Annotated in this window: 20 protein-coding genes and 1 pseudogene; 4 read left to right on the forward strand and 17 right to left on the reverse strand. The window is 37.1% G+C overall.

The genetic code is table 11. The features are described from left to right. The 6 genes and pseudogenes from AC3WSK_RS11050 to AC3WSK_RS11075 form a co-directional block, all read right to left on the reverse strand. Nucleotides 1–1,702 (reverse strand): annotated as a pseudogene (locus AC3WSK_RS11050) (DNA translocase FtsK); the annotation flags it as partial. A gap of 642 nt (nucleotides 1,703–2,344) precedes the next feature. Next, on the reverse strand, nucleotides 2,345–2,959 hold the full coding sequence (gene ytpR, locus AC3WSK_RS11055) for a YtpR family tRNA-binding protein (protein ID WP_427483215.1): 615 nt from the start codon (nucleotides 2,957–2,959) through the stop codon (nucleotides 2,345–2,347). After that, nucleotides 2,956–3,780: a DUF1444 domain-containing protein gene (locus tag AC3WSK_RS11060; protein WP_492412871.1), complete on the reverse strand. Its 825-nt coding sequence runs from the start codon at nucleotides 3,778–3,780 to the stop codon at nucleotides 2,956–2,958. The genes ytpR and AC3WSK_RS11060 overlap by 4 nt, the downstream gene beginning before the upstream one ends. Nucleotides 3,781–3,949: 169 nt before the next feature. Further along, nucleotides 3,950–4,468 (reverse strand): hypothetical protein, encoded by a 519-nt coding sequence (locus AC3WSK_RS11065; RefSeq protein ID WP_427483219.1) that lies wholly within the window; start codon nucleotides 4,466–4,468, stop codon nucleotides 3,950–3,952. Between the two features lie 94 nt (nucleotides 4,469–4,562). Beyond that, nucleotides 4,563–5,084, reverse strand: coding sequence for a DUF84 family protein (locus AC3WSK_RS11070; protein ID WP_079561647.1), 522 nt, complete (start codon nucleotides 5,082–5,084; stop codon nucleotides 4,563–4,565). Between the two features lie 78 nt (nucleotides 5,085–5,162). Beyond that, complete coding sequence (locus AC3WSK_RS11075; protein WP_492412874.1) at nucleotides 5,163–6,239, reverse strand: M42 family metallopeptidase; 1,077 nt, start codon at nucleotides 6,237–6,239, stop codon at nucleotides 5,163–5,165. 384 nt (nucleotides 6,240–6,623) lie between these two features. Here AC3WSK_RS11075 and AC3WSK_RS11080 point away from each other — a divergent pair, with 384 nt between their 5' ends. Continuing rightward, the gene (locus AC3WSK_RS11080; protein ID WP_053485038.1) at nucleotides 6,624–6,938 is read left to right on the forward strand and encodes a peptidase M4; all 315 of its coding nucleotides are present in this window, start codon (nucleotides 6,624–6,626) and stop codon (nucleotides 6,936–6,938) included. A 500-nt stretch (nucleotides 6,939–7,438) separates the two neighbouring features. Here the strand turns inward: AC3WSK_RS11080 and AC3WSK_RS11085 are convergent, their stop codons facing one another. The 7 genes from AC3WSK_RS11085 to pepV form a co-directional block, all read right to left on the reverse strand. Further along, nucleotides 7,439–8,665, reverse strand: coding sequence for a carboxylate--amine ligase (locus tag AC3WSK_RS11085; RefSeq protein WP_079561649.1), 1,227 nt, complete (start codon nucleotides 8,663–8,665; stop codon nucleotides 7,439–7,441). A gap of 465 nt (nucleotides 8,666–9,130) precedes the next feature. After that, nucleotides 9,131–9,994 carry a YtnP family quorum-quenching lactonase gene (locus AC3WSK_RS11090; protein ID WP_492412877.1) on the reverse strand — a complete coding sequence of 288 codons (864 nt, stop codon included), beginning with the start codon at nucleotides 9,992–9,994 and terminating at the stop codon, nucleotides 9,131–9,133. An 11-nt stretch (nucleotides 9,995–10,005) separates the two neighbouring features. After that, nucleotides 10,006–10,653 carry a tRNA (guanosine(46)-N7)-methyltransferase TrmB gene (gene trmB / locus AC3WSK_RS11095; RefSeq protein ID WP_427483222.1) on the reverse strand — a complete coding sequence of 216 codons (648 nt, stop codon included), beginning with the start codon at nucleotides 10,651–10,653 and terminating at the stop codon, nucleotides 10,006–10,008. Between the two features lie 312 nt (nucleotides 10,654–10,965). Beyond that, entirely contained in the window at nucleotides 10,966–11,898 is a 933-nt protein-coding gene (locus tag AC3WSK_RS11100; protein ID WP_492412879.1) for a diacylglycerol/lipid kinase family protein, read from the reverse strand. Nucleotides 11,899–11,901: 3 nt separating this feature from the next. Next, nucleotides 11,902–12,906 (reverse strand): nuclease-related domain-containing protein, encoded by a 1,005-nt coding sequence (locus tag AC3WSK_RS11105; protein ID WP_079561653.1) that lies wholly within the window; start codon nucleotides 12,904–12,906, stop codon nucleotides 11,902–11,904. A gap of 329 nt (nucleotides 12,907–13,235) precedes the next feature. Beyond that, nucleotides 13,236–14,081, reverse strand: coding sequence for a D-amino-acid transaminase (dat, locus tag AC3WSK_RS11110; RefSeq protein ID WP_079561654.1), 846 nt, complete (start codon nucleotides 14,079–14,081; stop codon nucleotides 13,236–13,238). A 27-nt stretch (nucleotides 14,082–14,108) separates the two neighbouring features. Further along, a complete protein-coding gene (gene pepV, locus AC3WSK_RS11115; protein WP_079561655.1) occupies nucleotides 14,109–15,515 on the reverse strand; it encodes a dipeptidase PepV in 1,407 nt (468 codons plus the stop codon). A 355-nt stretch (nucleotides 15,516–15,870) separates the two neighbouring features. Between pepV and AC3WSK_RS11120 the strand changes: the two genes are divergently transcribed. Both AC3WSK_RS11120 and AC3WSK_RS11125 read left to right on the forward strand, forming a co-directional pair. Then, nucleotides 15,871–16,092 (forward strand): DeoR family transcriptional regulator, encoded by a 222-nt coding sequence (locus tag AC3WSK_RS11120; protein ID WP_049667439.1) that lies wholly within the window; start codon nucleotides 15,871–15,873, stop codon nucleotides 16,090–16,092. Nucleotides 16,093–16,642: 550 nt separating this feature from the next. Continuing rightward, nucleotides 16,643–17,818, forward strand: coding sequence for an MDR family MFS transporter (locus AC3WSK_RS11125; RefSeq protein ID WP_492412883.1), 1,176 nt, complete (start codon nucleotides 16,643–16,645; stop codon nucleotides 17,816–17,818). A gap of 202 nt (nucleotides 17,819–18,020) precedes the next feature. Here the strand turns inward: AC3WSK_RS11125 and AC3WSK_RS11130 are convergent, their stop codons facing one another. The 4 genes from AC3WSK_RS11130 to asnB all read right to left on the reverse strand — a co-directional run bounded on the left by AC3WSK_RS11130 (nucleotide 18,021) and on the right by asnB (nucleotide 24,330). Then, nucleotides 18,021–19,538 carry a GGDEF domain-containing protein gene (locus AC3WSK_RS11130; RefSeq protein ID WP_492412885.1) on the reverse strand — a complete coding sequence of 506 codons (1,518 nt, stop codon included), beginning with the start codon at nucleotides 19,536–19,538 and terminating at the stop codon, nucleotides 18,021–18,023. 171 nt (nucleotides 19,539–19,709) lie between these two features. Further along, on the reverse strand, nucleotides 19,710–20,423 hold the full coding sequence (locus tag AC3WSK_RS11135; RefSeq protein ID WP_079561658.1) for a pseudouridine synthase: 714 nt from the start codon (nucleotides 20,421–20,423) through the stop codon (nucleotides 19,710–19,712). 9 nt (nucleotides 20,424–20,432) lie between these two features. Further along, nucleotides 20,433–22,046, reverse strand: a complete 1,614-nt coding sequence (locus AC3WSK_RS11140) for a putative polysaccharide biosynthesis protein (protein ID WP_492412887.1) — start codon at nucleotides 22,044–22,046, stop codon at nucleotides 20,433–20,435. 436 nt (nucleotides 22,047–22,482) lie between these two features. Then, nucleotides 22,483–24,330 (reverse strand): asparagine synthase (glutamine-hydrolyzing), encoded by a 1,848-nt coding sequence (asnB, locus tag AC3WSK_RS11145; RefSeq protein ID WP_079561660.1) that lies wholly within the window; start codon nucleotides 24,328–24,330, stop codon nucleotides 22,483–22,485. 497 nt (nucleotides 24,331–24,827) lie between these two features. Here asnB and AC3WSK_RS11150 point away from each other — a divergent pair, with 497 nt between their 5' ends. After that, nucleotides 24,828–26,078, forward strand: a complete 1,251-nt coding sequence (locus tag AC3WSK_RS11150; protein WP_079561661.1) for a BaiN/RdsA family NAD(P)/FAD-dependent oxidoreductase — start codon at nucleotides 24,828–24,830, stop codon at nucleotides 26,076–26,078. The last annotated feature ends 203 nt before the right edge of the window (nucleotides 26,079–26,281 follow it).

Raw genomic sequence — 26,281 nt, forward strand, 5'->3', positions numbered from 1 at the left:
TAGTTACTTCCACTTCCTTTTCAGCAGTCGCTCCCATTTCCGTTTCAGTAGTTACTTCCACTTCCTTTTCGGCAGTCGCTCCCATTTCCGTTTCAATAGTTACTTCCACTTCCTTTTCGGCAGTCGCTTCCATTTCCGCTTCAGTAGTTACTTCCACTTCCTTTTCGGGTACTTCTACTTCCTTTTCAGTAGTCGCTGAAATTTCGTCGGAGCTCCCAACATCAATCACAGTCTTTTCTAATGTCGAAACGTTCGACATTGATGTTACTGGTGCCATTGAAATGACTGACACACTCTCTGTTGTAGCATTGAATGGAGCAGTATTTGGAATAGAAACCTTGTCTTCCTCCGACGATTGTGGTGCTGTTGTATCATCCATCTTTAGCTCACTAATTTCTAAATGTATAGATTGTTGAATCTGATCTTTATTAGATTGATGTTCTTTCTCTAAATGAAACGGCTCAGAAGAAGACTCCTGTTCCTCTTGATAATTTTCAACAATTGTAGGGGTCGGCTTCGTATTTTTTAATTGCTGTCGAATTCTCCATTTCTCTTTATCTGTTTTTAGCATTAAAACATTGAATGGAACGCCACCACTTTTTTCTTTCTTTTCTACCGGTTGCTCTTCTACAGATTGTTCTTGCAATATATCTTGCTCATTATCTTCATTCATGGATGGCTGGACTACAGTAACTTCACCAATGTGGATGGTAGAATTTTCGATTTGTACTTGTTCTACAACTACTTCTTTCACATGAATTTCTGATTGATCAACCGGAAGTTGTTCAATATTCAGCTCATGCTGAACAGCTTCTTTCACTTGTTCTTCAAATTCTACGGCAAAAGAAGTTGTTAGCGGTACAGGTAATTCCACCGTCGTTTTATCTTTAGGATGATTGGTTTCGTCTGATAATTTATCATCAAAAGTAATCGGTTGCTTCGTAAGTGCTTCAATTGTTTCAGGGAACTGTTCAAGTCCATCTTTTTGCTCTGCGCTAATAGGCTCTTTTTCTTCTAGTATATTTTCAATGGCCTCATTTGTTGTCGCTTCTTTTATAGACTTAGTTGCTGTAGGTATTTCTAACTCTTTTTTGTCGTGCTCTTCCTTCCGTTTCTCTAATAGTTGCTCAATTGGGCTCGGCTTAGTAAAACCATAGACTGGTGAAGGAACATCAGTTGGTACAAAACGTTTGCGATTAGCGGGTAAATCACTTTCATCTGTTTTTTCTAATGGATACTTCGTTTCCTTAGGCGATGTAGGTAATTCATTCTGTGCATCTCGAAAAACAAGACTTGCCCTCGAACGATTCTCTGGTTCAGGCTGACTTCGCGTAATCGTCGTTCTACCTGTTCTTTTCGTTCGATTTGCTAATAGTTCTCGAATACCTGAAATCTCAATATCATACACACTTGAATCCACAATATGATTATTTAAATGCCTCGGTAGCGATAAATCTTCAATTTGTCCAGAGAATACATCGTCCATTTGATTGAATGCTTCTTTTGATGATGGTGGAGTTGAAAATTCATCATCATCAATTAACGGAAAACGAAAAGTTTTTTGCTTTGCTGCTGTTGTTTCTTTAAATGAGTTTTGTTGCTCAGATTGTTCTTCTTCATAGTCTTCATAAAACTCTTCATATTCGTAATCATTGTCATCTTTATTTAAAAATTTATCCATTTGTTTTTTTAACCAATTCACATTGTTTCACTCATTTCTCTTACACTTCATTTATAGCATTAACTAAATCAATTATGACTCAGCATTAATTGCGTCCGGAATCGGCTTTGTCTTAGGGACTGCACGAGGGCCGACACGATGTCGGTCATTTCAGAAATGCCACAGGACGTGACGTTTTTACCGATGCAGGTCAGTTAGCCGATATCGCATGGATGCGATGGTTTTAGGCTAACATCCTATGTGAGCACCTTTCCGATTCAGTGACATCCGCCGGAGGCTTTGGGCCAACACGATGTTGGTCAGTCAGTCATTACCACAGGACGCGGCGTTCTTAGGCTGGGTTCCTCTGCTTCAGCAGATATTTGGACACCAGCTGAAAAGTAGCCTAAATCTGCTTTCATCTACCACCTATAGAGATAGGAGACTTCTGTACCTGTCGCTACAGAAAACATTTTGCTGAAAGAAGTTAAATGTCTATAACAAAAAGCATACCATAAAAATGTAATAGAAACTTGTATTTAGAGGCTCATTCTAGACAAAAAAATCGTTATGTTACTAGCATATTAGTAGCATAACGATTTTAAGTACATATAATCAATTTGATATTGGTGTAAATTGGGTTATCGCTTACTTTCGCAAAGCTAAACCGTGTTTCCCAAGACTTTATTTAGTTGGCGCTTCGAACGCACTACCAGTTATCGCATCTTCTGGCAATACTAAAATCCCTTTTTCAGAAGGTGCATTTGGTATTGCTAATTCGCGTGCTGAACATAGCATACCGTATGATTCAACACCTCGTAAATTACCTTCTTTTATAAGCATTCCAGAAGGCATAACTGCACCGATTTTCGCTACGACAACCTTTTGGCCCGCCTCCACATTTGGTGCGCCACATACGATTTGTAATGTTTCGTCACCTACGTTTACAGCACAAATGCTTAGTTTATCAGCATTCGGATGCTTGTCCTTTGTTTCTACATAGCCCACAACAAATTTTGGAGAAAAATCTACATCTAAGCTGAGTTCAGCTCCGTTTTTTGTGATAGCTGCCTCTAGCTGTGCAGCTAATTCTGGAGTAACTTCAACTAAACCTTGTGCTTCAGTTTGTATATAGTTACTAGCATTAAATAAATTAAATGCTTTAATTTCTCCTGTTTGTGCTTCCTTTAAAATAGCGATATCACCCGCACGCTCTACCACTGTTTTAACGATTGATTCTGTCGCTAATTGTACTAGCAATACATCGCCTACATGCTCTTTGTTGTAAAATACATTCATTGTTTTTCTTGCTCCTTTTTAATTCTGTTTTTTGCTAATATAAAGATTGGTTCAAGTTCCCCATCTTCATAAATAAAAGATAATGACGTAATCGGTACAGTACCGACAGCAAAGAAATGCATTGTCATCTGTGCTAATACATCATACCCTGTTTCATTACGAATATCACCTACTATTAATACATCCTGATGTGGCACAGATAGCGTCATGTCACCCTCAATTTTAGTCTGCATTTCATTCAAAAAGCTTTCATTTAAAATGCGACTTGCATCATAGCCATCATTAGCATTAACAAAATAGAAAACATTCCCTGCAACTTCATCTTTCTTATAAACTGTTGGTAGTTGCTTTACAGAGAATCGTGCCATTTCACGAACTTGCTCTACTGTTAATTGTAGTACCTCTAACATGGATTCATCAATAAAACGATAAGTTTTTCCTAAATCAAGTGCATAAAAAATACGTGTTTCAGCTGTATGTTCAGTTTTGATGAATGCATGCCCCTCCTTTGAAGCTTGAGGGTAGGATGTCGCACGAATAACTGGATAAATTTTTGTAGTCGTTTGGAATCCTTGTTCCATCTCTTGCTCCATCGCATTAAAGGTTTGCTCGATTGTATAAACGACTTCATCGATTGCAGCCTCTTGCTTGTCATTATATTTGGCTAAAATGCCTGGCAGGGAAAGCTCCATCCCTTTACCGATTTTTTTATGGTTTAGACGTAATTTATCGTGCTTTTTGTCAAATTCAAAATCAAACTTTTCCTCATTCAATTGTTGTTTTAATAGGGACACAAGTTGTTCTGATTTAATTTGTTTCACCTAGCTCACATCCTTTCTTCAAAATCAATTTAGGTTCAGCACTGTTGCGCAGATAATGTCACTGGATGTGACGTTTATAAACTGAGTTCCTTTATTGTAGCTTAAAATATACCAAATGAAGAGAAAACGGCTCACATGTTTGTGAACCGCTCTGTTCAAAACTATCCAATTATTTAATCTTAACCGAATGAACGATTTTCGTCATCTCGTGTAGATTATCTTTAATATGTTTCGCGTGAGAAATGGTCGTCATTTTTACACCACCATTACTAACAATAAGCTCAAATTCGTTCTCATTATCAGTTTTTAAAACAGCAGCAAAGCCGAAAATACCATTCTTTTCATAAGTATTTTCTTCGATTATGTTTTTTGAACTATCAGCTTTTAATAGATTGTAATATAGTTTACTATCTGCATCTTCACGATCATTAATGAAAAGAATATAACTCTCTTTTCCTTTCGTTACTAATATATTATATGCATCTGAACTGTCGTCAACTTTAAAGTTTGAAGGTAAGTATAATTCTACATCCCCAATACGATCTGTTTGCTCCTCTGGTTGTTCTGCAAAAACGGTCTTCGTATTTTGAAGTCCATCTTGAATTTGTTCATCAACCGATTGATTACAACCAGTAAGCCCCAAAAGTAAAAGTAGTAAGCCAACAACTCTCACCGATGTAAAAGACATGTTCTTCTTCCTTTCATTGCTAACCTTTTTCTATTTTAAAAAAGCTTTATCAATTATGCAACTTCACTATTCCATTTTTACTAATTAACAATCACTACTCATGCGCTAATGAGAATAAATATTGACCAACAAGAAGTGAAACTATATGTTCGAACATCATCTGACGACTTACTAATCCTTGTGTAAAAATACCTACAGCTCCCGCACCTTGCCGGATATCCCTACGTTGTGTATATTGCTCCATTACAGGTCCAAGTTCCTTCCCTGCTCTTATTTCCTGGGCAATTTCTTCTGGTAATATAATTTGTGCACCCGAAGCTGTATAAGTTGTGCCATTTGATACTGTAAGAGCTCCCCAGTTGCAAACATACATCACACCATCAATTTCAGTCACTCCACCCTCTAATCCAAACGATAGTTGGGCACCCGTCTCATCAATTGCGTTTTTCGAACGGTTTATTGCGCCTATGCGTGTTTCTTCATGAGTCATCGGTTGATCAGACACTTGTGATGCAGCCTTAACGCAGGTGAAAATTGGTTTATCAAAATACTTTCTAGCTATAACTTCAACAGCCTCTGTTTTTGCTTTGTTTGTTGTACCAATAGCTATGTTCATTTTCTAATCCCTCTTTCTTTGCATAGAAAAAGATGCCCCTAAAGGAATCTTTTAACTTATTTCAACGGATGTCTTATTTTACACATTAGCGCGAATCGTTGCTAATGTCGAACGATCTGCATTTTTCACTAGTTCTACAATTAAAGCTTTTGCAGCTGCATAGTCATCAATATGAATAATCGACGCAGACGTATGAATATAGCGTGAGCAAATTCCAATTACTGCACTAGGAACACCGTCATTCGCTGTGTGCACACGTCCTGCATCCGTACCCCCTTGTGATACAAAATATTGATAAGGAATATGATTCGTTTCAGCAGTATCTAAGATGAACTCACGCATGCCTTTATGAGTAACCATCGTACGGTCAAGAATACGTAATAATGTCCCTTTTCCAAGCTGACCAAATTGATTTTTTTCACCTGACATATCATTTGCAGGTGAAGCATCTAGAGCAAAAAACAAATCTGGTTTAATCATATTTGCAGACACTTGCGCACCGCGCAAACCAACTTCTTCCATCACATTCGCACCTGAATATAAATGTGAAGCTAGCTTTTCATCCTTAACTTCTTTCATCAATTCAATTGCCAGTCCACAGCCATAGCGGTTATCCCAAGCTTTGGCCATAATTTTTTTCGGATTAGCCATCGGTGTAAATGGGCAGACAGGGATAATTGATTGACATGGACGAACGCCAAGTGCAATAGCATCTTCTTTATTGTCTGCACCAACATCTATAAGCATATTTTTAATATCCATCGGTTTAGAACGTTCAGTATCTGTTAATAAATGTGGTGGTATTGATGAAATCACACCTGGAATCGCGCCATTTTTAGTAAATACCTCAACGCGTTGCGCTAGCATTACCTGGTTCCACCAACCACCTAATGTTTGAAAGCGGATCATCCCGTTATCGGTAATAGAAGTAACCATGAATGCCACTTCATCCATATGACCAGCAACCAACACTTTTGGTGCGTCAGCAATTTCACTATGCTTTACACCGAAAATACCCCCTAAATTATCTTGAACGATCTCATCCGAGTACTTTTCCAACTCAGAACGCATGAATGCACGTACCGCATGTTCATTACCCGGCGCACCTGGTAATTCTGTTAATGTTTTAAATAATTGTAATGTTTCTTCATTCATGTTGACTCTCCCCCCACGAAGTAGAATATTCTTCCTTGTCCATTGTAACATATTTATCTATATTCAACGGAAGACTCCCATTTTCCAATGAGTAGCGAAAAAGTGCGCATGTAGTTTTTCTTCACAGTGTATCCCAAATTCGCCGAAGTATTTATTTGTAGCGAAAGCGAAGCGACAGCAACAAATATTTTCTGTGCGAAAGCGAAGCGACAGCAACAAATATTTTCTGTGCGAAAGCGAAGCGACAGCAACAATTATGCCAAGGTGAAACTGAACGTCAAATTCCAAATATGATACATTTCATAAAAAAGTGCTAACGTGTGAACGTGCATTCACTCTGTATGCTATGTTAAAATGAACCTATAGAAAAAGGAGGAAAAGAGCATGAAATTACGTGATTTTTTAATTGGTGTTGCTACTGGCCTTGCTGCCGCAGTCATTGTTAAAGAAGCAAGTGAAAAGGTTTCTCCGTATGTACCTGCAGGACAAGTACTCGAAAACATAAAAAAGGAATTTAAAAAAGATTCACCGATTGACGGTTCTTGGATTTTTATGAAAACAGACAATTTCTCAAACGGCATTATGACAATTCCTGTATACCGTGGAGGTATTTCTCGTTTACACGAGGGTGAAATGCAAACATTTGAATTTGCTGCTGACGCTCGCTCAGGTGTTGTAGTAGAGCTACAAGAAGTATAATCTTACACAGTATTACTCGAACAAATATTATAGAATCCTAAAAAGAAGCCATCTCAGTTTTTGAGAGGGCTTCTTTCATGTTGTTGAAAAACTATTATATCAATCAAATTAAGGTCATATTAAAGTGTGGCCCTTCTGCAATATGAGGGGTTGATTTTCGTTCTGGCTGAGCGCTTTCCTTGGGGCGTCCATTGAGCCGCTTCGCCTCGCTGCAAGGTCTCGAAGTTTTTTGCGCGAAAGCGTAGTGCTAACGTAGCGGCAGTAGCACGATGTTGGTCACGAAGGCCTTGTCACAGGACATGACGCATTTAGCCTTCGTTCCTTTAGCGGAGGAAGCGGCTCGACACTCGCCCACAGGAAGCTTTGCTCTGTGCGAAAGCGTAGCGACAGCAACAACAAAGCGAGTAGCCTGGAACAGAAATCCCCCTCATTTATTAAGGAATTTAGTTTTCCGACTCTACGAAAAAGCCATCTCATTTAATTGAGATGGCTTCTTTGTTTTATTCAGTCAAACCTTTATTGTTAAAGTACTTTTTATACTTTCGGTAATAATTTAAATTATTTAACGTTAGCTTCACCCAACGTTTCGCATTCATATCTTGATTATAGTAAAGGGAGTTTGTATATTTCCCTTCACGAATTAATTTTTTAGCTTCTAGTTTAAGCTTTTCATTAGATGCATATTTAAATAATACACCTTTAGGAATAATCATCCATAAATGCTTATCCTGAACATAAGTTACTTCCTGCTCAATATTTAACATATGGTCATCAGCTACATATTTCATTAAATTATGACCACTTGCTGTAACATAGTAGCTTGAGCGACCATTACGCAAATTGATTTCAAACAGCTTATACTGTTTGTCCCGCATATCGTATTTCATATCGAAGTTAGCAAAGCCAGTATAACCGATATCTTCTAGGAAGAATCGTACTTGATCCATTAATTCTTTATCGTATGTTGTAACGATTGCTGCATAACTACCAATTCCTTCAGGTGAATGCTCTTCTAAGATTGGATTTCCTAGACACATTAGCTTCACTTTGCCGTCTTTCCCTACATATGCATTTAATACACGCATATAAGAATCGTCACCTGGGATGAATTCTTGAATAATCATTGTATCCTGATAAGTTGAGCTATAGATTGCTTTTAAGATAGCTGTTTTTTCAGCTTCATCATGTGCAACAAACACTTTTTTCTTACCCGGGAATGAACATGCCCAGTAATCCACCGAGTTCGATGCCTTTAAAATAATTGGATATTCAAAAGGTGGTGTAAAGTTTTCGTAATTGTCAGCTGTCACAGTCGTCGTACCTGGATACTTAAAATCGTACTTATCACACATTTTATAGAAATTTTCTTTTAATAAAATTTCATCCATTAATGATTCGTCAATATATGGTACTGTAAAATGCTCCTGCAATGCTGGCTTATTTTTGATAATAAGCTTTGCATAATCATCTCCACATGCTAACAACAATAGTTTTTTATCAGAATATTTTTTTGCGACCTTTGCAAGTGCAGGTGCAAATACATCCTGTTCATTTAAGCGATCAATTTCTTGGAAATTTATGATATGGCTGTCTTGCGTTGCCGTTAAATGTGAACGTCCTAATACAAGTGGTTTAATTCCATATGCCTCATAAAATGCACGTGCCATACCATATGCATTCATATCTGATCCTAATAATACTGGTAAAAATGGTTGCTCCGTTGCCATGTATTTTCAACTCTCTTTTGTGTTTTAGTATAGTTTTTAGTGTATCATATTTTCCAAAATGTTCACGAAAAAAGTGTCAAAAAGATGGAGTATAGACAATTAGGCTCATCACCATAACGTAAAGTTGATTTCCGTTCCGACAGTTTAACTTCAATAATTTATATGCATGGCATACGTTTGCATATAAAACAAATGCTGAAGTTCAGTTTTATCACTATAAATTAGAGTGGCATACCAGAGAGACATACTATGTGAAGCGTTTGATCTTCGTTACGACTGGGCGAATCCTTGAGGATTAGCGATATAGAGGAATGCAAGCGAAGCGGCAGCTACAAAGCGCCCAGTCGGAACGGAAATCAAACCTAATTTTGCAAATGAGCAATACTTTATTTAATTCCTTAATTTTATTGATACTTTCAACGCAATAAAAAACGTGCGAACATAAAAGGTTCACACGTTTTTTATTTAGAATGTAATAACAGCTTGTCTGCTGCGTTCTAATTTATCTACAACTTCTTTACCTGTTTCATCCCATTTAATCATGCGGTAATACGCGTCATGGTAGAAGATAAAGCCGTAGCCATTCGCCAACGCTTCTTTCATTATACGTTCCTTCGCAAAGACACTCGCCATTGGATAATCATCATACGCTAAAACCCATAATGGATTTTGATGTGCATGTGTTGGCATAATATCTGCCATATGCAATAATACTTCGCCATTTTGAGTCAATTTTATAATGGCATGTCCATCACTATGTCCACCCGTATGAATCATTTCAATACCCGGAGCTACCTCTAACGTACCTTCATACGTTTCGATTAAGTGCTGAACTGGCTCCCAGTTTTCTTTCCAATACGTATTTTTCGAGCGGATATTTGGCTCACGCATTTCATCCCACTCAATTTTCGTTACAAAGATTTTTGCATTCGGGAATGTTGGCACAAGTACATCATCTTCCCATTGCGTTAAACCTCCAGCATGGTCAAAATGTAAATGCGTCATTAATACTACATCAATATCAGCAGTTGTTAATCCTAGCTCCTGTAAGCTAGCCGCTAATGTTGACTCCTCAGTTACCCCAAAGTTACGTAGCTGCTTTTCATTTAATTTGTTAAAACCAACGCCTGTATCAACAATATAATTTTTGCCTTCATATTGAATTAATATTGGCTCAGTTGGTAACTCGATTTGATTTTTTTCGTTGACTGGATATTTGCGTGCCCAAAGTGGCTTTGGCACAACTCCAAACATAGCACCGCCATCAAGGCAAGTGACACCCCCGTTTAGCCATGATAATGACATATTGTGAAACTTTAACTGATCCATCCATTCTCCCCCTAGTTAGTTAAGAATTGCGATTCTAGACGATAAATTGGTTGTCCTTTAGCAGAGAATTTCTCCTCATATTCAGTCATAACATTACCCTCGGGCATATTCGCATGTAGGTCGAGTGATACATACTTTAGTAACATACCATATTCAGATATACTCATTAATGAATACTCAAACAAACCACGGTTGTCCGTTTTAAAATGGATTTCCCCATTATCCACTAAAATCGACTCATATAATTTCAAAAAACCCTCGTGCGTTAAACGTCGCTTAGCATGGCGCGTTTTTGGCCAAGGATCTGAGAAATTCAGATACACACGATCCACATCATTTTTTTCAAAATATTTATTTAAATCTGCGCCATTTACTTTTAATAGTCGTAAATTCGCTGGAGATTTAGCCTCTAAAATTTTTTCCAATGCACAAACAATTACACTATCATAAAGCTCAATGCCAATATAATTTATATCTGGATTTTGTAAGGCCATACCTGTGACAAATTGTCCTTTCCCAGTACCTACTTCAATATGTAGTGGGTTGTCATTTCCGAAAACAGCCTGCCAATTTCCTTTAAAGTCTTCAGGATTTGGAACAATCACCTCTGGATGATCCGTAATCATTTCCTCCGCCCAAGGCTTATTTCTTAATCTCAATTTTCTTCCTCATTTCTTTTTCATGAAATTATTAATTTTTTATAGTATAACGTATTACTATAAAATTCGCATGAAATTATTGCGAAATGGTATTTTTCAGTCTCATCACTATAACGTGGGGTTGATTTCCGTTCCGACTGGGCGCTTTGTTGTTGGTCACGAAGGCGTTATCACAGGACGTGATGCTTTTAGCCTTCGTTCCTCTATATCGCTGATCCCCAAGGAGTCGCCCAGTCGTAACGAAGATCAACTTTTATGCATAGCATAGTTTAACAATTGTCATCCCCAACTTTTAGTTAGAAACCGATTATATCAATGTTTCTCCGATAGTACCTGCCAAGCATCGCGTTGCACTGTACTATGAATCCTCGTTCCCTCTCTTATTTCTCCAATATAGTTACCATCAGTATGACAATCAACATCATTTCCGTGCACGAAAATATTAAATTGATGGCCTTGCAAAAAAGTAATCTCTTTAAATTTTGTATGTTTTTCAAAAAACACTGTGACAAATACTAGTAACAATTTAAGTCGGGAAATACCGTGAACGATTGTTATTTCGATATGACCATCATCAGGTTTAGAAGTAGGTGAAATTTTCATTCCTCCTCCGAAATAAGGTTGATTGCACATCGTAACAAACCATGCCTGTTGAAAGTGCCATTCTTGATTGTCCGCTTGTATCTTTACATCAAAGCGTCTAAAACTAAAAAGTCCCCTTACAACAGCCACAGCATAGGATAGCTTACCGAGCCCTATTTTATTGAGGTAAAGCTTCAAACGGGATGTATTAATACGTTTAGTGACAAATGCGTCAAAGCCCACACCCGCATTATTGACAAATATCTCGTGCTGATGATCTCCAAGCTGAATGGCACCAACATCCATTGGGAGGTGAACCATTTCATTTTGTATATAGCTTTCAATTTGATAGGCATCTTGAAATGTAGAAAAGTATCGTGCAAAATCATTACCAGAACCAGCACGAACTACACCAATAACTATTAATTTATTATGTACAACGCCACTAATAACCTCATGTATTGTGCCGTCACCGCCAACAATAACAATTAATTTTTTTGTTTGAGCATCTTGCGCCCAATTTTTTGCAAGCTCCTGCCCATGTCCCTCATATTCTGTAAAGGCGACGTCATAGTTAATTGTTAAATGCTGTTGAAGACGATGCCAAACTTTTTTACCTTTCCCGTGCCCTGCTGCTTCATTCACAATAAATAATACTTGCATTAACTAATCCCCAGCTGGTTGAGAAGATTGCTGCCAAATATCTCGATTAAAGGAAGTTGTTTGTACATTGCTTAAAATCGTTTGAGAAGCACGAATTTGCATATGCTTCATAGGAGAGGAAACTTTCCTTAAATGCTCCATCCATTCTCCATAATTTCGACGATCAACAAATTGAATTCCGTAAGGCGAGCCTGGATAATCGAAATAGCCATTCTGTGATAAAATAACCTTGCGAATCGGCATATTGATATTATCCTGCTTAAATAATTGAGTTAATACGGACTCCATACGATTTAAACTTATCATTGGATTAAGTACTTTTGAATCCTTCGTCCCTACTTTCTTTATCCAGAATCGCTCACTGCCTCCTACATAAACTGCTTGATTTTCAGCTTCTAGTACTGTTATACAAATACATTCTGTCGGTGACATTAGCACGACATCAAGCTCTATAGGTGCTTTTCTAATTTGTAAAATAGGATAATAAAAAAGCAAATAGTTATCAGGTAATTTTTGTAACAAATTTCGCAACAAGGGATCACGCATAAAACGAGGATCCACATACGACTTTTCACGTAGTGTTGAACTTGCCCATTTCATTTGGAAATGGAAAAATTGATCGATAAACATTCGTTTTAATTCATGAATAGATTGTGGTGCGTAAACAATTTTTGGTTCAAATGTTAAAGTCGTTTCTTCTTCTGGTATGCTATCTTCATCACTCACTAGTTCATTCGTTATTTCGACCTCTTCAATATCCTCAATTTCTTCCCTCTGACGACCAGCAAAAATTTTTTTGAATAAAGAGAATCTTTCTTTTTCCTCAAAAGAATCATTTTCTGAATCGCCGTCGTTATGTTGCCACTCGCTAATTTCTTCTCCTAACTCCCACTGTCGCTTAACACGCTCCCACTGACTTTGCTTTAAGCGTACAAATTGTGTTGGATATCTTGCTAAATCAATTTGATAGCGTGAAATATAATCTTGTAATTTCACCAATTGTGCCATGTGTTTTGGTCACTCCAATCCTACTCGCCCTATATCTAATTTGCTAATTTCTCCACTCTTGCTTAGAAAGCAAATCAATTGCAATAACAATTTCGCCTTGACGTAATTGCGTTGTCGCAAACATTGCTAAATGAAGAGAAATAGACAATTGCATACATTACATCGACATTTGCTCATTGAAATTAAATCCCGATGGCAATCATTCTACAACTGTAGTCATCGTTTTTATTTTACATGACGTTCCAGGAGAAAACATCCATAATTTGTTCTATAGAAAAAGAGAGCTACCTAAAGTTTAGGGTAGCTCTCTTACAAGATTCACTTATCCATTAAATAGAAAGTGGTAATTTCGCCTCGAATGCTTGTTGTAATTTACGAGTCCATTCACCTGGAACTCCAGCACCAATTTTGTTACCATCAACATCGATAACAGGTGTTACTTCAGAAGATACAGATGACACAATAATCTCACTCATTGTTAATAAATCAGCCTTTGTCATTGGTTCTTCAATAACAGGTAAATTAATTTCCTCAGCACATTTTAAAATAACTTGGCGTGTAATACCGTTTAAAATGAAGTTATTTGCAGGGTGTGTATATAGCTTACCATCTTTAATGCCGTAAACATTTGCTGATGAACATTCTGTTACGATGTCACCGCGATGTAAAATAGCTTCATAGCAACCTTTTTCAGATGCTTCCTGTTTTGCCATTACAGCACCTAATAAGTTTAATGATTTAATATCACAACGTAACCAGCGAATATCCTCTACGAAGGTAGCTTTAACACCTTTTTCAAAGTTTTCATATGAACGCTCTCCTGCTTTAACATTCCCTGTTAATACAGCTGGAACACTTGCATCTGGGAAAATATGATTGCGAGATGTTGTACCACGTGTGATTTGGAAGTAAACATGGCCTGTTTCTAAATTATTTTTTTCAATAAGTTCATGTAATAATTTGTGTAATACGTCTTTAGTATAAGGAATGACAAGACGAATTTTTTCGGCACTCGCATAGAAACGATCAATGTGTTCTTGTGCTGTGAACATATTTCCGTTATATACTTTTATTACTTCATAAATGCCGTCACCAAATTGGTAACCTCTGTCTTCTGGAGATACTGTAATAGATCCTTCTTCAACGATTTGATCATTCCATAATGAATATGCCATGTTTCGTTCATCCTTTTCATATCTAATTTATTTATTTCCTGCAAGTTCAACAATTGCTTCAGCATAAATAGCTGTTGCTTTTATAAGATTTTCAATGACGACAAACTCATTCGCACGATGCGCTACGTCAGGTTCACCTGGGAATAACATGCCAAATGCTACCCCTTTTTTCATGACACGCGCATACGTCCCACCACCAGTAGACAGTAAAGGCGTTTCATAATCTCCTGTTTGACGTCTATAGATATTTGCTAAAGTTTGGATAAATGCATCATCCTCGCTTACATAATGAGGTTTAGAGTCATCTTGAATATCCAATGAAAATCCTTTTGCCACAGCTAAACGTTGTGCTTCCGTGATTTTTTCATCAAACGGATATGTGACAGAATAGCGCATGCTAATGACCAAGCTACCACCTTTAGCTACATCGTAAGTTACAATTCCGGGATTTAATGTAGTTTTACCAGACATTTCATCCTCGAATTGTAAATCAAGCTTGTTGCCATAATGGTCTTGATAAAAAACATCTGCGGTAAAGTCGACAAATTGCTTACTTGCCTCTGTCGTCAACTCTTGTTGTAAAAATGCTGAAAGATAAACAGCTGCATTGACACCTTTTTCCGGCTCCATTGCGTGGGCTGCTTTACCTTTGATAGTTATTATATAGTGAGAACCCTCAATTAATAAAGAGCCTTCTAGCTGATTTTTGCTTAAAAATGTGTGAAAATTCTGTTCGAATTGTTCGGAAACAAATTGAACTGTTGCTTTTGCAAAATCTGGTACCATATTTGGTCGCTTTCCAGCATTAAATAGTAATAGCTGTTCTTTCGAAGCATCGCCTGTTCTATTTTGAGAGAACACTAGCTCTGCAATGCCTTTTTCAGCATTGATGAGCGGGAAATCCGCATCTGGTGCAAAGCCAATCGTCGGCATTTCCTCATGTTTAAAATAGTGGTCGACACAGCGGAAGCCAGTTTCTTCATCCGTACCGATTATCATACGAACTCTTTTATTAAGCTCAATACCTGCATCCTTGACAAGTTTCATGGCCATCCATGCTGCAATTGTTGGGCCTTTATCATCTATTGCACCACGAGCAAATAGCTTTCCATCTGCTACAGTGCCACTAAAGGGTGGATATGTCCAATCTGTTTCATCACCAACTGGTACCACGTCAACATGACATAAAATACCTAATAAATCCTCACCTTCGCCCATCTGTATATGACCAGCATAATTATCAATATTTTTAGTTTGTAATCCTTCAGCTTCGCCCTTTGTTAATAACCATTCAAGAGCCTTTAATGGACCAACACCAAAAGGTACTTCAGTAGTGATCGTATTCTCATCGAGAACACTATTAATTTGCACAAGCTCCTGTAAATCTTGTATCAATTCATCTTGTCTTTCCTTTGCAGCTTGTAACCAATCCATATGATGTACCTCCTCTAAAGTAATAACATTATTCTACTCTTTACAACATAATTTACAATCATCTTTCTGGCAAGTTTTCAAAAACTTACTTCAATCACTACCACATATAGCACGTTTTTCACGTATTCCCACAAAATACAGTGAAAATTTTATGTCTGATTTGTAAATTCCTCTTGCATTCACTAGAAAACTGACTTGTTTTTCTATATAATAAACTTATCAGAACTATTTTTCTGAATATAAAATTAGAAAAGGGGATGTCTAAGGCAGCTACTTATTAGCCTAAGTGCACTCCGCACATATTGTCGTCCGCTAGTCTTTGCCAAGAGAATTAAGATGAAGGAGTGGTTCATTTATGAAACCAACTACTGATCGAATGCTTAATCGTATTAAAGATGTGTACATGTTTATTTTAGACAAAGGAACCGTGTCTACACAGGATTTAGTCGAAGAGTTTAGTATCACTCCTCGCACCGTTCAAAGAGATTTGAACGTGTTAGCCTTTAACGATTTGGTGATGAGTCCAAGTCGAGGCAAATGGACAACGACGAAGAAAAAAGTAAAATTGACGTCTTAGTTTTTACGTGTAACACGTAAAACATTTTGTATTGGAAAAGAATGACCTTTCGTCGTGGTCATTCTTTTTTTGTTTCCTACTTTTTTATTCCCCACAATTTATCAAGCTACCAAGTAAATACTCCAAAAAAATCGCGATTACTTTTAGTGAAATTTCCCTCTAACGATAAATATTCATTAGCTCATCATTAAAGTTGAGGATGACATCGGTTGGCTTGAGCGGCTCATCGGACGCCTTCAGGAAGCTATGCTCTGTGCGAAAACGTAGCGGCAGCAACAACAAATGTTTTCTGTAGCGAAAGCAAAGCGGCAGCTACAAATGTTTTAACTGTGCGAAAGCGTAGCGGCAGCTACAAAGCGCCTAGTCGGAAATCAACACACATTATGGTGATGAACCTTATTTATACAAAGCCCTATATCCGCTAAGAATTCATTTATTTTTACAACATTTGCTTCCTTGGCGGTATATTAAAATGTTTTTTCTGACTATTTACAATCGCTTAACAATCCGTTAAAATCGAAACATTCTACATTTTGGAAGGAGGATTTTTATGAAGCTTTCTAAACTGTTTCATCCTCTAGTTTGGATCATTTTAGGTGGAACTATTTTTACACGCATAGCAAGTTTTATGGCAATGCCCTTTTTAGCCATCTACTTACATAATGAAATTGAAGCATCCCCTTTACAAATAGGTTTGACGATTGGTATTGCACCGTTAATCTCCACTGTAGGAGGATTCTTTGGTGGTTATCTAACTGACCGGTTTGGCAGGAAAAGCATCATTTTACTTACTATTGTTGTTTGGAGCATTGTGTTCTTTGGCTTTGCTACAGCTCATACAGTTTGGTTCTTCGTAGCATTGAATGCCTTAAATGGCTTATGTCGCTCCTTCTTTGAACCCTCAACACAAGCATTAATGATTGATTTTACGCCTGTAGACAAACGAAAAAGATTGTTCTCGCTTCGTTATACAGCGATTAACATAGCAGCTGTCATCGGTCCTGTTATTGGTGTTTATATTTCTCAATTGTCTAGCCCAAGTATTCCATTTATGCTGACAGGAATTATGTATATTATTTATGCTGTATTTTTATTTTTAGTTTTAAATCACTATGAAATGCAGCAACCAAAAGCTCCAACACCTACAAAAATACTGCAAACCTTCACGATACTTTTGACGAATCGTGTACTACTAAGCTTTATTTTCGGGGCAATTTTAATAAATGTTGGATACTCTCAATTTGATTCAACACTGCCACAAATCATTGAACTTAAAATCGAAGAAGGTGCCAAGCTCTATTCTGTATTGATTTCACTAAATGCAGCGGTTGTATTATTACTTCAATTACCGATTAGTATACTTTCAGAACGTTTTTCATCTTCGGCTACTCTATTAGTAGGAATTCTGTTCTTCGCATTTGGCCTTTTATTATTCGGCTTCTCGAATAACTATCCACTATATATGATCGCTATGGTTATATTCACGATTGGTGAAATTTTTGCCTTTCCGACTATGAGCATCATGATTGATGAAATTGCCCCTGATACTCAAAAGGGAGTCTATTTAGGAGCAGCTCAATTTAAAAATTTAGGCGGCTTTATTGGACCAATTATTGGCGGGTGGCTTTTAACACATTACATGAATGCAATGTTTGCGGTTATTGCTGTTCTTGTTTTATGCAGTTGTATATTTTACAAATCAAAACATAAGCCACAACAGGGATAAATTAAATCAGCGAGTTCTTTCCTCGACTGATTATTAGTCTTCACCAATCGGGTTGTTAAGGAGTTAACATTCAGACAAAAAAATCGCTCCATGTCTATCAGCGAATCTCAAGCATTTGATATACTTGCTTGAACTTACTAATAGGATTGGAGCGAGCTAATGATTGGTTTTTTACAATTACATTCAAAATTTCAAAGTGGCTTTAACTTTCTTCCTCAACTGTAACTTCTTCATAAATGGTGTATTGGTCTTTACCGGCATTTTTCGATTGATATAATGCTTTATCTGCACGATCAAATAAGCTTCTTTCTGACTCATCTGGATGACTGCAAATGGCACCGCCCAAACTGACTGAAAGCACAGACCATTTATCAACAGAAATATTATCCGCAAACTTCAAGTGATGAATTTTCTCCAAAATAGAATGCGCTAATTTTTCCATATATTCATCTTCCGTATCATATAAAACAATTGCGAATTCATCTCCACCAAATCTAACGACAAAGCCATTTTTCCCCACTTCTTGTTTTAAAGTTCTGGCTGTTTCAATCAGAATCTTGTCACCTTCAACATGTCCAAATCGATCATTTACTTGTTTAAAATTATCTAAATCTAACAACAATAAACCTGGTTTATTCGTCTTCCTTTTTCTTAATAAATTATCCATTTTTCTAATATAGGTAGCACGATTATAAACATTTGTTAATGGATCATATGTTGCGAGATGAATCGTTTTGGAAAGAAGTTTATTAATGACTAATAGCATGATGAAAGAAGTTACTAAGGCAATAAACAGTAGGATTCGAAACTGCTTTGTATTTTTTGTAAGCGCTCTAATTTCTGTGAAATTACCGTATTTTACATATACAACTCTTTTCGAGGATTCTCCCCGAACCTTTTCTGCTTCTGCTTCATACGGTAAAAAACGATGCTTTTCGATATAACCATTTTCAAACTTCTTTTGATATTCCGTTGGCTTCATCGTTTCTTTGGCTAGCTTATAATGCTCTTGAAATCTTTTCGATTGATCATTTACAGTTTTACGAGATTTAGAATCAGAAAAGAAAACCCCTCCCGCAGTTATCGTTTGTACTTCTAATAAATCAGCATATTTATCAATTAAATAGTCAGCAGTCTTTTCGAAGTTAAAAGTTTGGAATACAGGATCTTTAAGTAAGTCTATACCGACCTCAAATAAATATTTCTTGTCTGGTGTTGCTAAATAACCAAATTTTCGATATCCCCCAGTAGTTGTTGAAACATCTATACCATCAACAAAGTATTCCCCGCTTATTCGACGTTCGTCTAGTAAAGCAGAAAAACGTGTGCAGCATTGAGAAAAATTAAAACCTTTATCTTTTTCAAAAGTTGTATAAATTACAGTATTTGATTGATCGAGAATGTACACATCCATTCCATGCTCGTTTTTTATTTTCTCCAAATCCCACTTTGCTATATGAGGGTTTCCTTCATAATATGTAATTAGTTTTCGTAGTAACGCTTCCATTTTCTCAGAGAGAGTTTTATCAAAATAGTAATGTGCATTATCTACCGTTTGCATATCTGTCAGAATATGATTTTCTATTAATGTTCTATTCATAACTTCTTGTTTTTCAATATCAACTGTAAGTATTTGCCTGTTGAAATAAAAAATTACAGCAACAAGTATTAATGCAAAGGCAATTAGAGATATTAATAATTTAATTCTTAGGTTTCTCATTAACGTGTCCTCTACTTATTTTCAACATCATTTTTTCGAAACTTTTAGTGATTTTTAGTACCATAGACTAAATAGCTTTTCACATAGATTACATTAATTATACAGTTACTCGTATAAGTATGTATATAAAAAATACCCCGATACTAATCGTCGTTAGCATCGAGGTATTCTCTAATCCCTATTTTGTAAGCAACCTAGCTCTTCAGCCGTTAATTCTCTATATTCACCTAAATTCAAACTGTCGTCTAGCTTTAAGTTGCCCATTGATAGACGCTTTAAATAGGTTACACGTTTTCCAACAGCCTCAAACATACGCTTCACCTGATGAAACTTACCTTCTTGGATCGTTAACTCAATTTCAGATTGTTGAGCAGATTTTAATATGATGAGCTCTCCTGGTTTGGTTACATAACCATCATCTAGCTCAACACCTTGAGCAAATTTCTCACAATCTTCCTCAGTCACAATTCCTTCTATTTCTGCATAATAAACCTTCGGCACATGTTTTTTAGGAGACAATAAATTATGTGCTAAAGAACCATCATTTGTTATTAGCAATAATCCCTCTGTATCTTTATCAAGGCGACCAACAGGGAAAGGCTGGAAATGCTGATGTAAAGGTTCTAACAAATCGATGACGGTTTCATCTCTTAAATCCTCCGTTGCAGAAATAACGCCAGGAGGCTTATTCATCATAAAATATACAAATTCTGTATAGTTCACACGCTCCCCAAATACAGAAACCTCCTGCTTTTCAGGATCAACATGTAATGCTGCATCCTTCGCATATGCGCCATCTACTGTCACTGCTTTCTGCTTTAAAAGCAATTTAACTTCCTTGCGTGACCCGTAACCCATATTAGAAAGTAATTTATCTAATCGCATTAGTACCTCCTATTTAAATCCCAGTTTGTTCGTTATTCTTGTCAATCGTTCACCGAGAAGCTTTTGTGCTAAGCCTAGGCGTAAAGACAAGAAGCCATATACTGCTATACCTACTCCAGCACAAATAATAGAATAAACTAATGCTGAGAATTTACCACTTACTGGTCCCATTAATAACTCTAAAAGCGTATGAACGATGAATACACTTACCGCCATTATCGCTGTCAAAAGAGAAATGAGCATGACACGACGAATAACCATTTCCGATCTGTAGTTCAATGTTTGTCGTAGCACAAGTATATTAATGATAATTGAAACACTATAGCCAATAGCTGTGGCAAGAAGTGCACCATCTGCCTCCATCAAACGAATTAACGGAATATTAATCGCTAGTTTGACTAAAATCCCCGATAATAAGCTGAGGACAATCCACTTCTGGAAATCAATACCCTGTAAAAGTGCTGCAGTCACTTGGAATAATGCAAATAAAATAGCAACAGGTGCATAATGGGCTAAAATCATAGCCCCCATCTCGCTTTCAGAATAGAGCATAAAATATATTTCATTCGATAACAACGAAATTCCAACTACTGCTGGTAATGTAATGAAAATTAATATTTGATATGTCTTATCCATTGCATTTCGTAACGATAAATATTCACCTTGCGTAAAATATTTTGTAATCGTCGGTACTAGCGCCATTGAAAAACCTGTAGCTAGCATTACTGGAATAATGACAACCTTATGTGTTGTAAAGTTAATCATTGATAAATACTTATCCGTTACTTCCGCTAAGCCTATAGATGCCATAGCTCCATTAAACGTAAGCATATCCACTAATTGGAATAACGGGTTAGCAACACCTACAAACACCATCGGAATCGAATACGTAATTACTTCTTTATATATGTTGGACATTGGTAGCTGTGTAGATGTAACACTTTGACTGCGCAATAAATCAAATTCAGGTTGATATTTTTTCCAATAATAATAGAGTACTAGCAACCCGCCAATTGCTCCAATAAAGGCAGCAAACACCGCAAAGGAAACAGCCGTTTCTGATTTCCCATTAAAAACTACTACAACTAAGAATGAACCACCTAATAACACTACAATACGAACAATTTGCTCTACTAGCTGAGAAACTGCTGTAGGCTCCATTTTGTCATAGCCTTGGAAAAATCCACGCCAAAGGCTCATAAATGGCACAACAATTAACGCAAAGCTAACCCAGCGAATAACTGAGGCAATTTGTTCTACCGAAAATGCCTGTTCATCACTTTTAATAACAAGACCCGCTATTGGTGTAGCTAATAAAAAGAGAACAATAAACGCCGCTAACCCAGTACACATCATAATAAGTATGCCTGATTTCATAAGCTTGCGGCCTGATTGATAATCACCCATTGCATTGTATTTAGAAACAAACTTGGATACAGCAATTGGCGCACCCGAGATGGCTATTGCTAGCATAATCGAGTAGGGAATATATGCATATTGATAGAGGGCTACATTCTCCTCACCCACAATCGCATAAAAAGGAAAAATATAAATTAATCCGAGCACCTTCGATAAAAACATCCCCATCGTTAATATCGCTGTACCTTTCATTAAATTGGACATTGTAACCATCCATTCATTTTAAAGTCAATATTTTCATTATCTTAACACTTAGAAAAACTTATAAACTATTTGCCAATCAATTATGCCTAGGCAAAATTCCAACGCACTCAAGGTTTAAGCTACTTCTTGAGCAGATCTTTCTGCGACCAAAGCACTTGTTTCAAAACTTGTAAACGCCGCTATATAAAAGCTTACTATCGCTGTAAAAACTACAAAGCTACATTAACAAAATTCAGAAAACAACAACCCTAGAAAATTAAATAAGTAAACCATCTGTAATCTTAACATATTTACTAGGTAAACAGACGCATAAATACATTAAAAAGTTCTAGCAATCAAAAAAAAATAGCAGTTATGTCCTCCCAAAGGAAAGTAGAAGTTTCAAAATAATCGGTGGAGATTACGAAAACCCCCACCGATTAAAGCTACCTCTCTATTACATATCTACGAAAAATTGTTTATACCATACTAAGAACACATAGGCTGTCCAAATATAACGCCCACGATTTGCTTTTCCTTCATAGTGCTCATCTAGATAGCCTACTAATTGTTTTGTATCAAAGAATTCATTGGCAAAGTCAGTTGTAAACATTTCTTTTACCAGTTTATAATACTTTTCTTCACGTAACCAGTGACGGATTGGCACTGGGAAACCAAGCTTTGGACGTTTTGCCCATTCTTCAGGTAATTCCTGATGCGCAGCTTGACGAAGAACATATTTCGTATCAATATCATTTACTCGATATTTCGAAGGAATGTTTTTCGCTAATTCCATCACTTCTTTATCTAAAAATGGTACACGTAATTCAATTGAATGGGCCATACTCATTTTATCTGCTTTTAATAAAATATCGCCTGGCATCCAAAGATTTAAATCAAGATACTGCATTTTAGTAACATCATCATCGCCTGGAACTTCATCGTAAATACGTTTTGTAATCGATTTTACAGATGGACCATTTTTATAGTCTGGTTTCAAGACATTTAATGCATCTTCTTCATCCCATACTACCGCTTCCCCGATGAAGCGCTCTTCTACTGTTTGACCACCTTTAACAAGGAAGTGCGTATATTGATTTTTAGGCAACGCCTCTGCTATGCCACGTAACGCTTTACGGATACCAAATGGAACTTTTTCATATTTTTGCATTTTGCCAGAGTTTTGATACCATGAATAGCCACCAAAAATTTCATCCGCACCTTCACCTGAAAGTACTACTGTGACATCCTTCGATGCTAACTCAGAAAGGAAGTATAGCGGTACAGAAGATGGGTTCGATTGTGGCTCGTCCATATGCCACTGAATTTTCGGTAATGCTTCAAAACACTCATCTGCCGAAATATATTTACGCTCATTTTGAATATCTAATGTATCCGATAATTCTTTTGCTAAATTTGTTTCATTGAACATATCCTCGTAGTCAGAGAAACCAACAGAGAAGGATTTATCAGGGCGTAATAATGAAGTAATATAGCTTGAATCAATACCACCTGATAAGAAAGAACCGACCTTCACATCACTAATTTGATGCGCATCTACAGATTCTCGAACTGTCGTACGAATGTCTTCTACATACTTTTCGATTGGAGCTTCTTTCGCATGGAATTTTTTATCCCAATACTGAACAATTTTCTTTTGTCCATTTTTAATAAGAATATAGTGTGCCGGTTGTAATTTGTACACACCTTTAAAGAACGTTTCGTCCATTGAAGAATATTGGAACGTCAAATAAGGACGTAGTGCATCTTTATTTAACTCTTTAATAAATGATGGATGTGGTAAAAATGATTTAATTTCTGAACCGAAAATAAAAGTACCATCTGTTGTGTTTTCTGTGTAATACAGTGGCTTAATACCGAAGCCATCACGAGCGATGAATTGTAAATCATTCTTTTTATCCCAAATACAGAATGCGAACATTCCGCGTAGCTTTTTGACAAATTCTACACCATATTCAACATAACCATAAATAATAACTTCACTGTCAGAGTGTGTTTTAAAGATATGACCTTTTTCAATCAAATCAGCACGTAGCTCTTGGAAGTTAAAAATCTCTCCATTAAATACGAGTACGATGTTACCATCCGCACTGTATAACGGCTGATTTGCCACGTCTGATAAGTCGATAATACTTAATCGACGGAATCCTAAAGTTACTTTATCGTCACTGTGAATCCCACCGCTGTCAGGTCCACGGTGAATAATTGTATTCATCATATTTTCGATCGTTTGATGATGATCGATCACATTTGTTCCATTAATATAGCCTATAAATCCGCACATTCTATTTTTCACCTCATAATTTAGTGCATAACCTTTACCATAATAGCATGAAAAGACATTCATTTCATACCGACAATACATATAAAGTAAAACTTTCATCAGTGAATTTATTCCACACCGATTATTGGTTCAACCAACGAGCACTTTATCTCATTTAAAAACACTTCAATTTCACATCTTCCATCCAAAATCCACACATGAAAGCTCCTCATTAAAACGCGGGTTTGATTTCCGTTCCGGCTGGGCGCTTTCCTGGGGGTGTCCGATGAGCCCCAAGGAGTCGCCCAGTCGTAACGAAGATCAACTAATATGGCATGGCATATGTTTTAACAAATGGCATCCCCCAACACTTGATGACGAGCTCTGCGTGAAAGTAGAAGATAAGAAATTATAAAATACTTTTGTCGTATTTTCAATGCGAAAGAAGCCTCTCTATATAGACTTCATGTATAATAGGAAAGATTCCTAATTTGAAAAGAAAGTGAGTTTTTAAATATATGTACGATGTTATCGTTATCGGTGGTGGCCCATCCGGTTTAATGGCTGCTATCGCTGCTGGAGAACGTAAAAAGAAAGTATTATTACTAGAAAAAGGAACAAAACTCGGCAAAAAATTGGCCATTTCAGGCGGTGGTCGCTGTAATGTCACTAATCGTTTGCCCGTTGAAGAAATAGTCAAGCACATACCTGGAAATGGCCGTTTTCTTTACAGCCCATTCACGGTTTATAATAACGAAGATATTATCGCATTTTTCGAGGGACTTGGTGTGGCATTAAAAGAAGAGGATCACGGACGAATGTTTCCTGTATCTAACCGAGCGCAAGATGTTGTAGATTCACTTATTCGTCAGCTTCAGAGGCTACATATTGAAGTGCGCTTAAACACACCCGTTAATAAGCTTCTAATGGATGAAGAAAAAATACTCGGGGTACGCCTTACAGATGGCACAGAAATTCGTAGCGAGGCAGTAGTCGTTGCCGTTGGTGGGAAAGCTGTTCCACAAACTGGCTCAACAGGCGATGGTTATCCATGGGCAGAGCGTGCCGGCCATAAAATTACTACACTTTTCCCTACTGAGGTTCCTGTTCTATCAAAAGAAGACTTCATTCAAGCTCGTGAGCTACAAGGACTTGCGTTACGCGATGTCGCTGTCTCTGTTTTAAATAAGAAGGGCAAAGCACTCGTAACACATCAAATGGACATGCTTTTTACTCATTTCGGGTTAAGCGGTCCTGCTGTTTTACGCTGTAGTCAATTTATCGTGAAAGAATTAATGAAAACAGGATACGAGCCTGTGACAATGCGAATTCAAACACTTGTTGATTATAATGAGGAAACGTGCCTGCAATATTTAAACAGACTCGTTAAAGAAGATCCCAAAAAAGCTGTAAAAAATGTATGGAAGGGTATTGCTCCTGAACGCTGGCTACTATTTTTATGTGAGCGTGCAAATATCGATGTGCAAATGACAGGCGCTGAATTATCACAGGAGAAAGTCCGCAACTTAGCTAGATTACTCGTTAATTTCACAATGACAGTTAGCGGGACACAATCTCTTGAAAAAGCATTTGTCACTGGTGGTGGCGTCTCAGTTAAAGAGATCGAACCAAAGACAATGGCTTCAAAGAAAAAAGATGGTTTATTTTTCTGTGGAGAAATCCTTGATATTCATGGCTACACAGGTGGCTATAATATTACGTCTGCACTCGTTACAGGACGTATCGCAGGGATGAATGCAGGAAAGTAATACACTCTGTTTCGGACTTCTATTAGTGGTTTTTATCACAAAAAAACTATTGGGTAATGAAGCTCTTCGGCAAAGCGAGTGGGGGTGATTTCCGTTCCGACTGAGCGCTTTCCTGGGGCGGCAGTAGCAAACAGATGTACAATCACATCACTGTTGTATATCTCTTTTGTTCGATTACGGTGAGTAGTCTGGGGTGGAAATCA

This window comes from Lysinibacillus sp. EB271-A1-10B (assembly GCF_058791335.1).

Excerpts from the sequence above, each read along its gene's own strand:
- AC3WSK_RS11090 (WP_492412877.1), bottom strand. The coding sequence starts at position 9,994 with ATGGATCAGTTAAAGTTTCACAATATGTCATTATCATGGCTAAACGGG.
- AC3WSK_RS11085 (WP_079561649.1), bottom strand. The coding sequence starts at position 8,665 with ATGGCAACGGAGCAACCATTTTTACCAGTATTATTAGGATCAGATATG.
- ytpR (WP_427483215.1), bottom strand. The coding sequence starts at position 2,959 with ATGAATGTATTTTACAACAAAGAGCATGTAGGCGATGTATTGCTAGTA.
- AC3WSK_RS11135 (WP_079561658.1), bottom strand. The coding sequence starts at position 20,423 with ATGCGATTAGATAAATTACTTTCTAATATGGGTTACGGGTCACGCAAG.
- AC3WSK_RS11070 (WP_079561647.1), bottom strand. The coding sequence starts at position 5,084 with ATGAACATAGCTATTGGTACAACAAACAAAGCAAAAACAGAGGCTGTT.
- AC3WSK_RS11100 (WP_492412879.1), bottom strand. The coding sequence starts at position 11,898 with ATGCAAGTATTATTTATTGTGAATGAAGCAGCAGGGCACGGGAAAGGT.
- AC3WSK_RS11150 (WP_079561661.1), top strand. The coding sequence starts at position 24,828 with ATGTACGATGTTATCGTTATCGGTGGTGGCCCATCCGGTTTAATGGCT.
- AC3WSK_RS11065 (WP_427483219.1), bottom strand. The coding sequence starts at position 4,468 with ATGTCTTTTACATCGGTGAGAGTTGTTGGCTTACTACTTTTACTTTTG.
- asnB (WP_079561660.1), bottom strand. The coding sequence starts at position 24,330 with ATGTGCGGATTTATAGGCTATATTAATGGAACAAATGTGATCGATCAT.
- dat (WP_079561654.1), bottom strand. The coding sequence starts at position 14,081 with ATGGCATATTCATTATGGAATGATCAAATCGTTGAAGAAGGATCTATT.
- AC3WSK_RS11125 (WP_492412883.1), top strand. The coding sequence starts at position 16,643 with ATGAAGCTTTCTAAACTGTTTCATCCTCTAGTTTGGATCATTTTAGGT.
- AC3WSK_RS11075 (WP_492412874.1), bottom strand. The coding sequence starts at position 6,239 with ATGAATGAAGAAACATTACAATTATTTAAAACATTAACAGAATTACCA.
- AC3WSK_RS11080 (WP_053485038.1), top strand. The coding sequence starts at position 6,624 with ATGAAATTACGTGATTTTTTAATTGGTGTTGCTACTGGCCTTGCTGCC.
- pepV (WP_079561655.1), bottom strand. The coding sequence starts at position 15,515 with ATGGATTGGTTACAAGCTGCAAAGGAAAGACAAGATGAATTGATACAA.
- AC3WSK_RS11120 (WP_049667439.1), top strand. The coding sequence starts at position 15,871 with ATGAAACCAACTACTGATCGAATGCTTAATCGTATTAAAGATGTGTAC.
- AC3WSK_RS11105 (WP_079561653.1), bottom strand. The coding sequence starts at position 12,906 with ATGGCACAATTGGTGAAATTACAAGATTATATTTCACGCTATCAAATT.
- AC3WSK_RS11140 (WP_492412887.1), bottom strand. The coding sequence starts at position 22,046 with ATGTCCAATTTAATGAAAGGTACAGCGATATTAACGATGGGGATGTTT.
- AC3WSK_RS11130 (WP_492412885.1), bottom strand. The coding sequence starts at position 19,538 with ATGAGAAACCTAAGAATTAAATTATTAATATCTCTAATTGCCTTTGCA.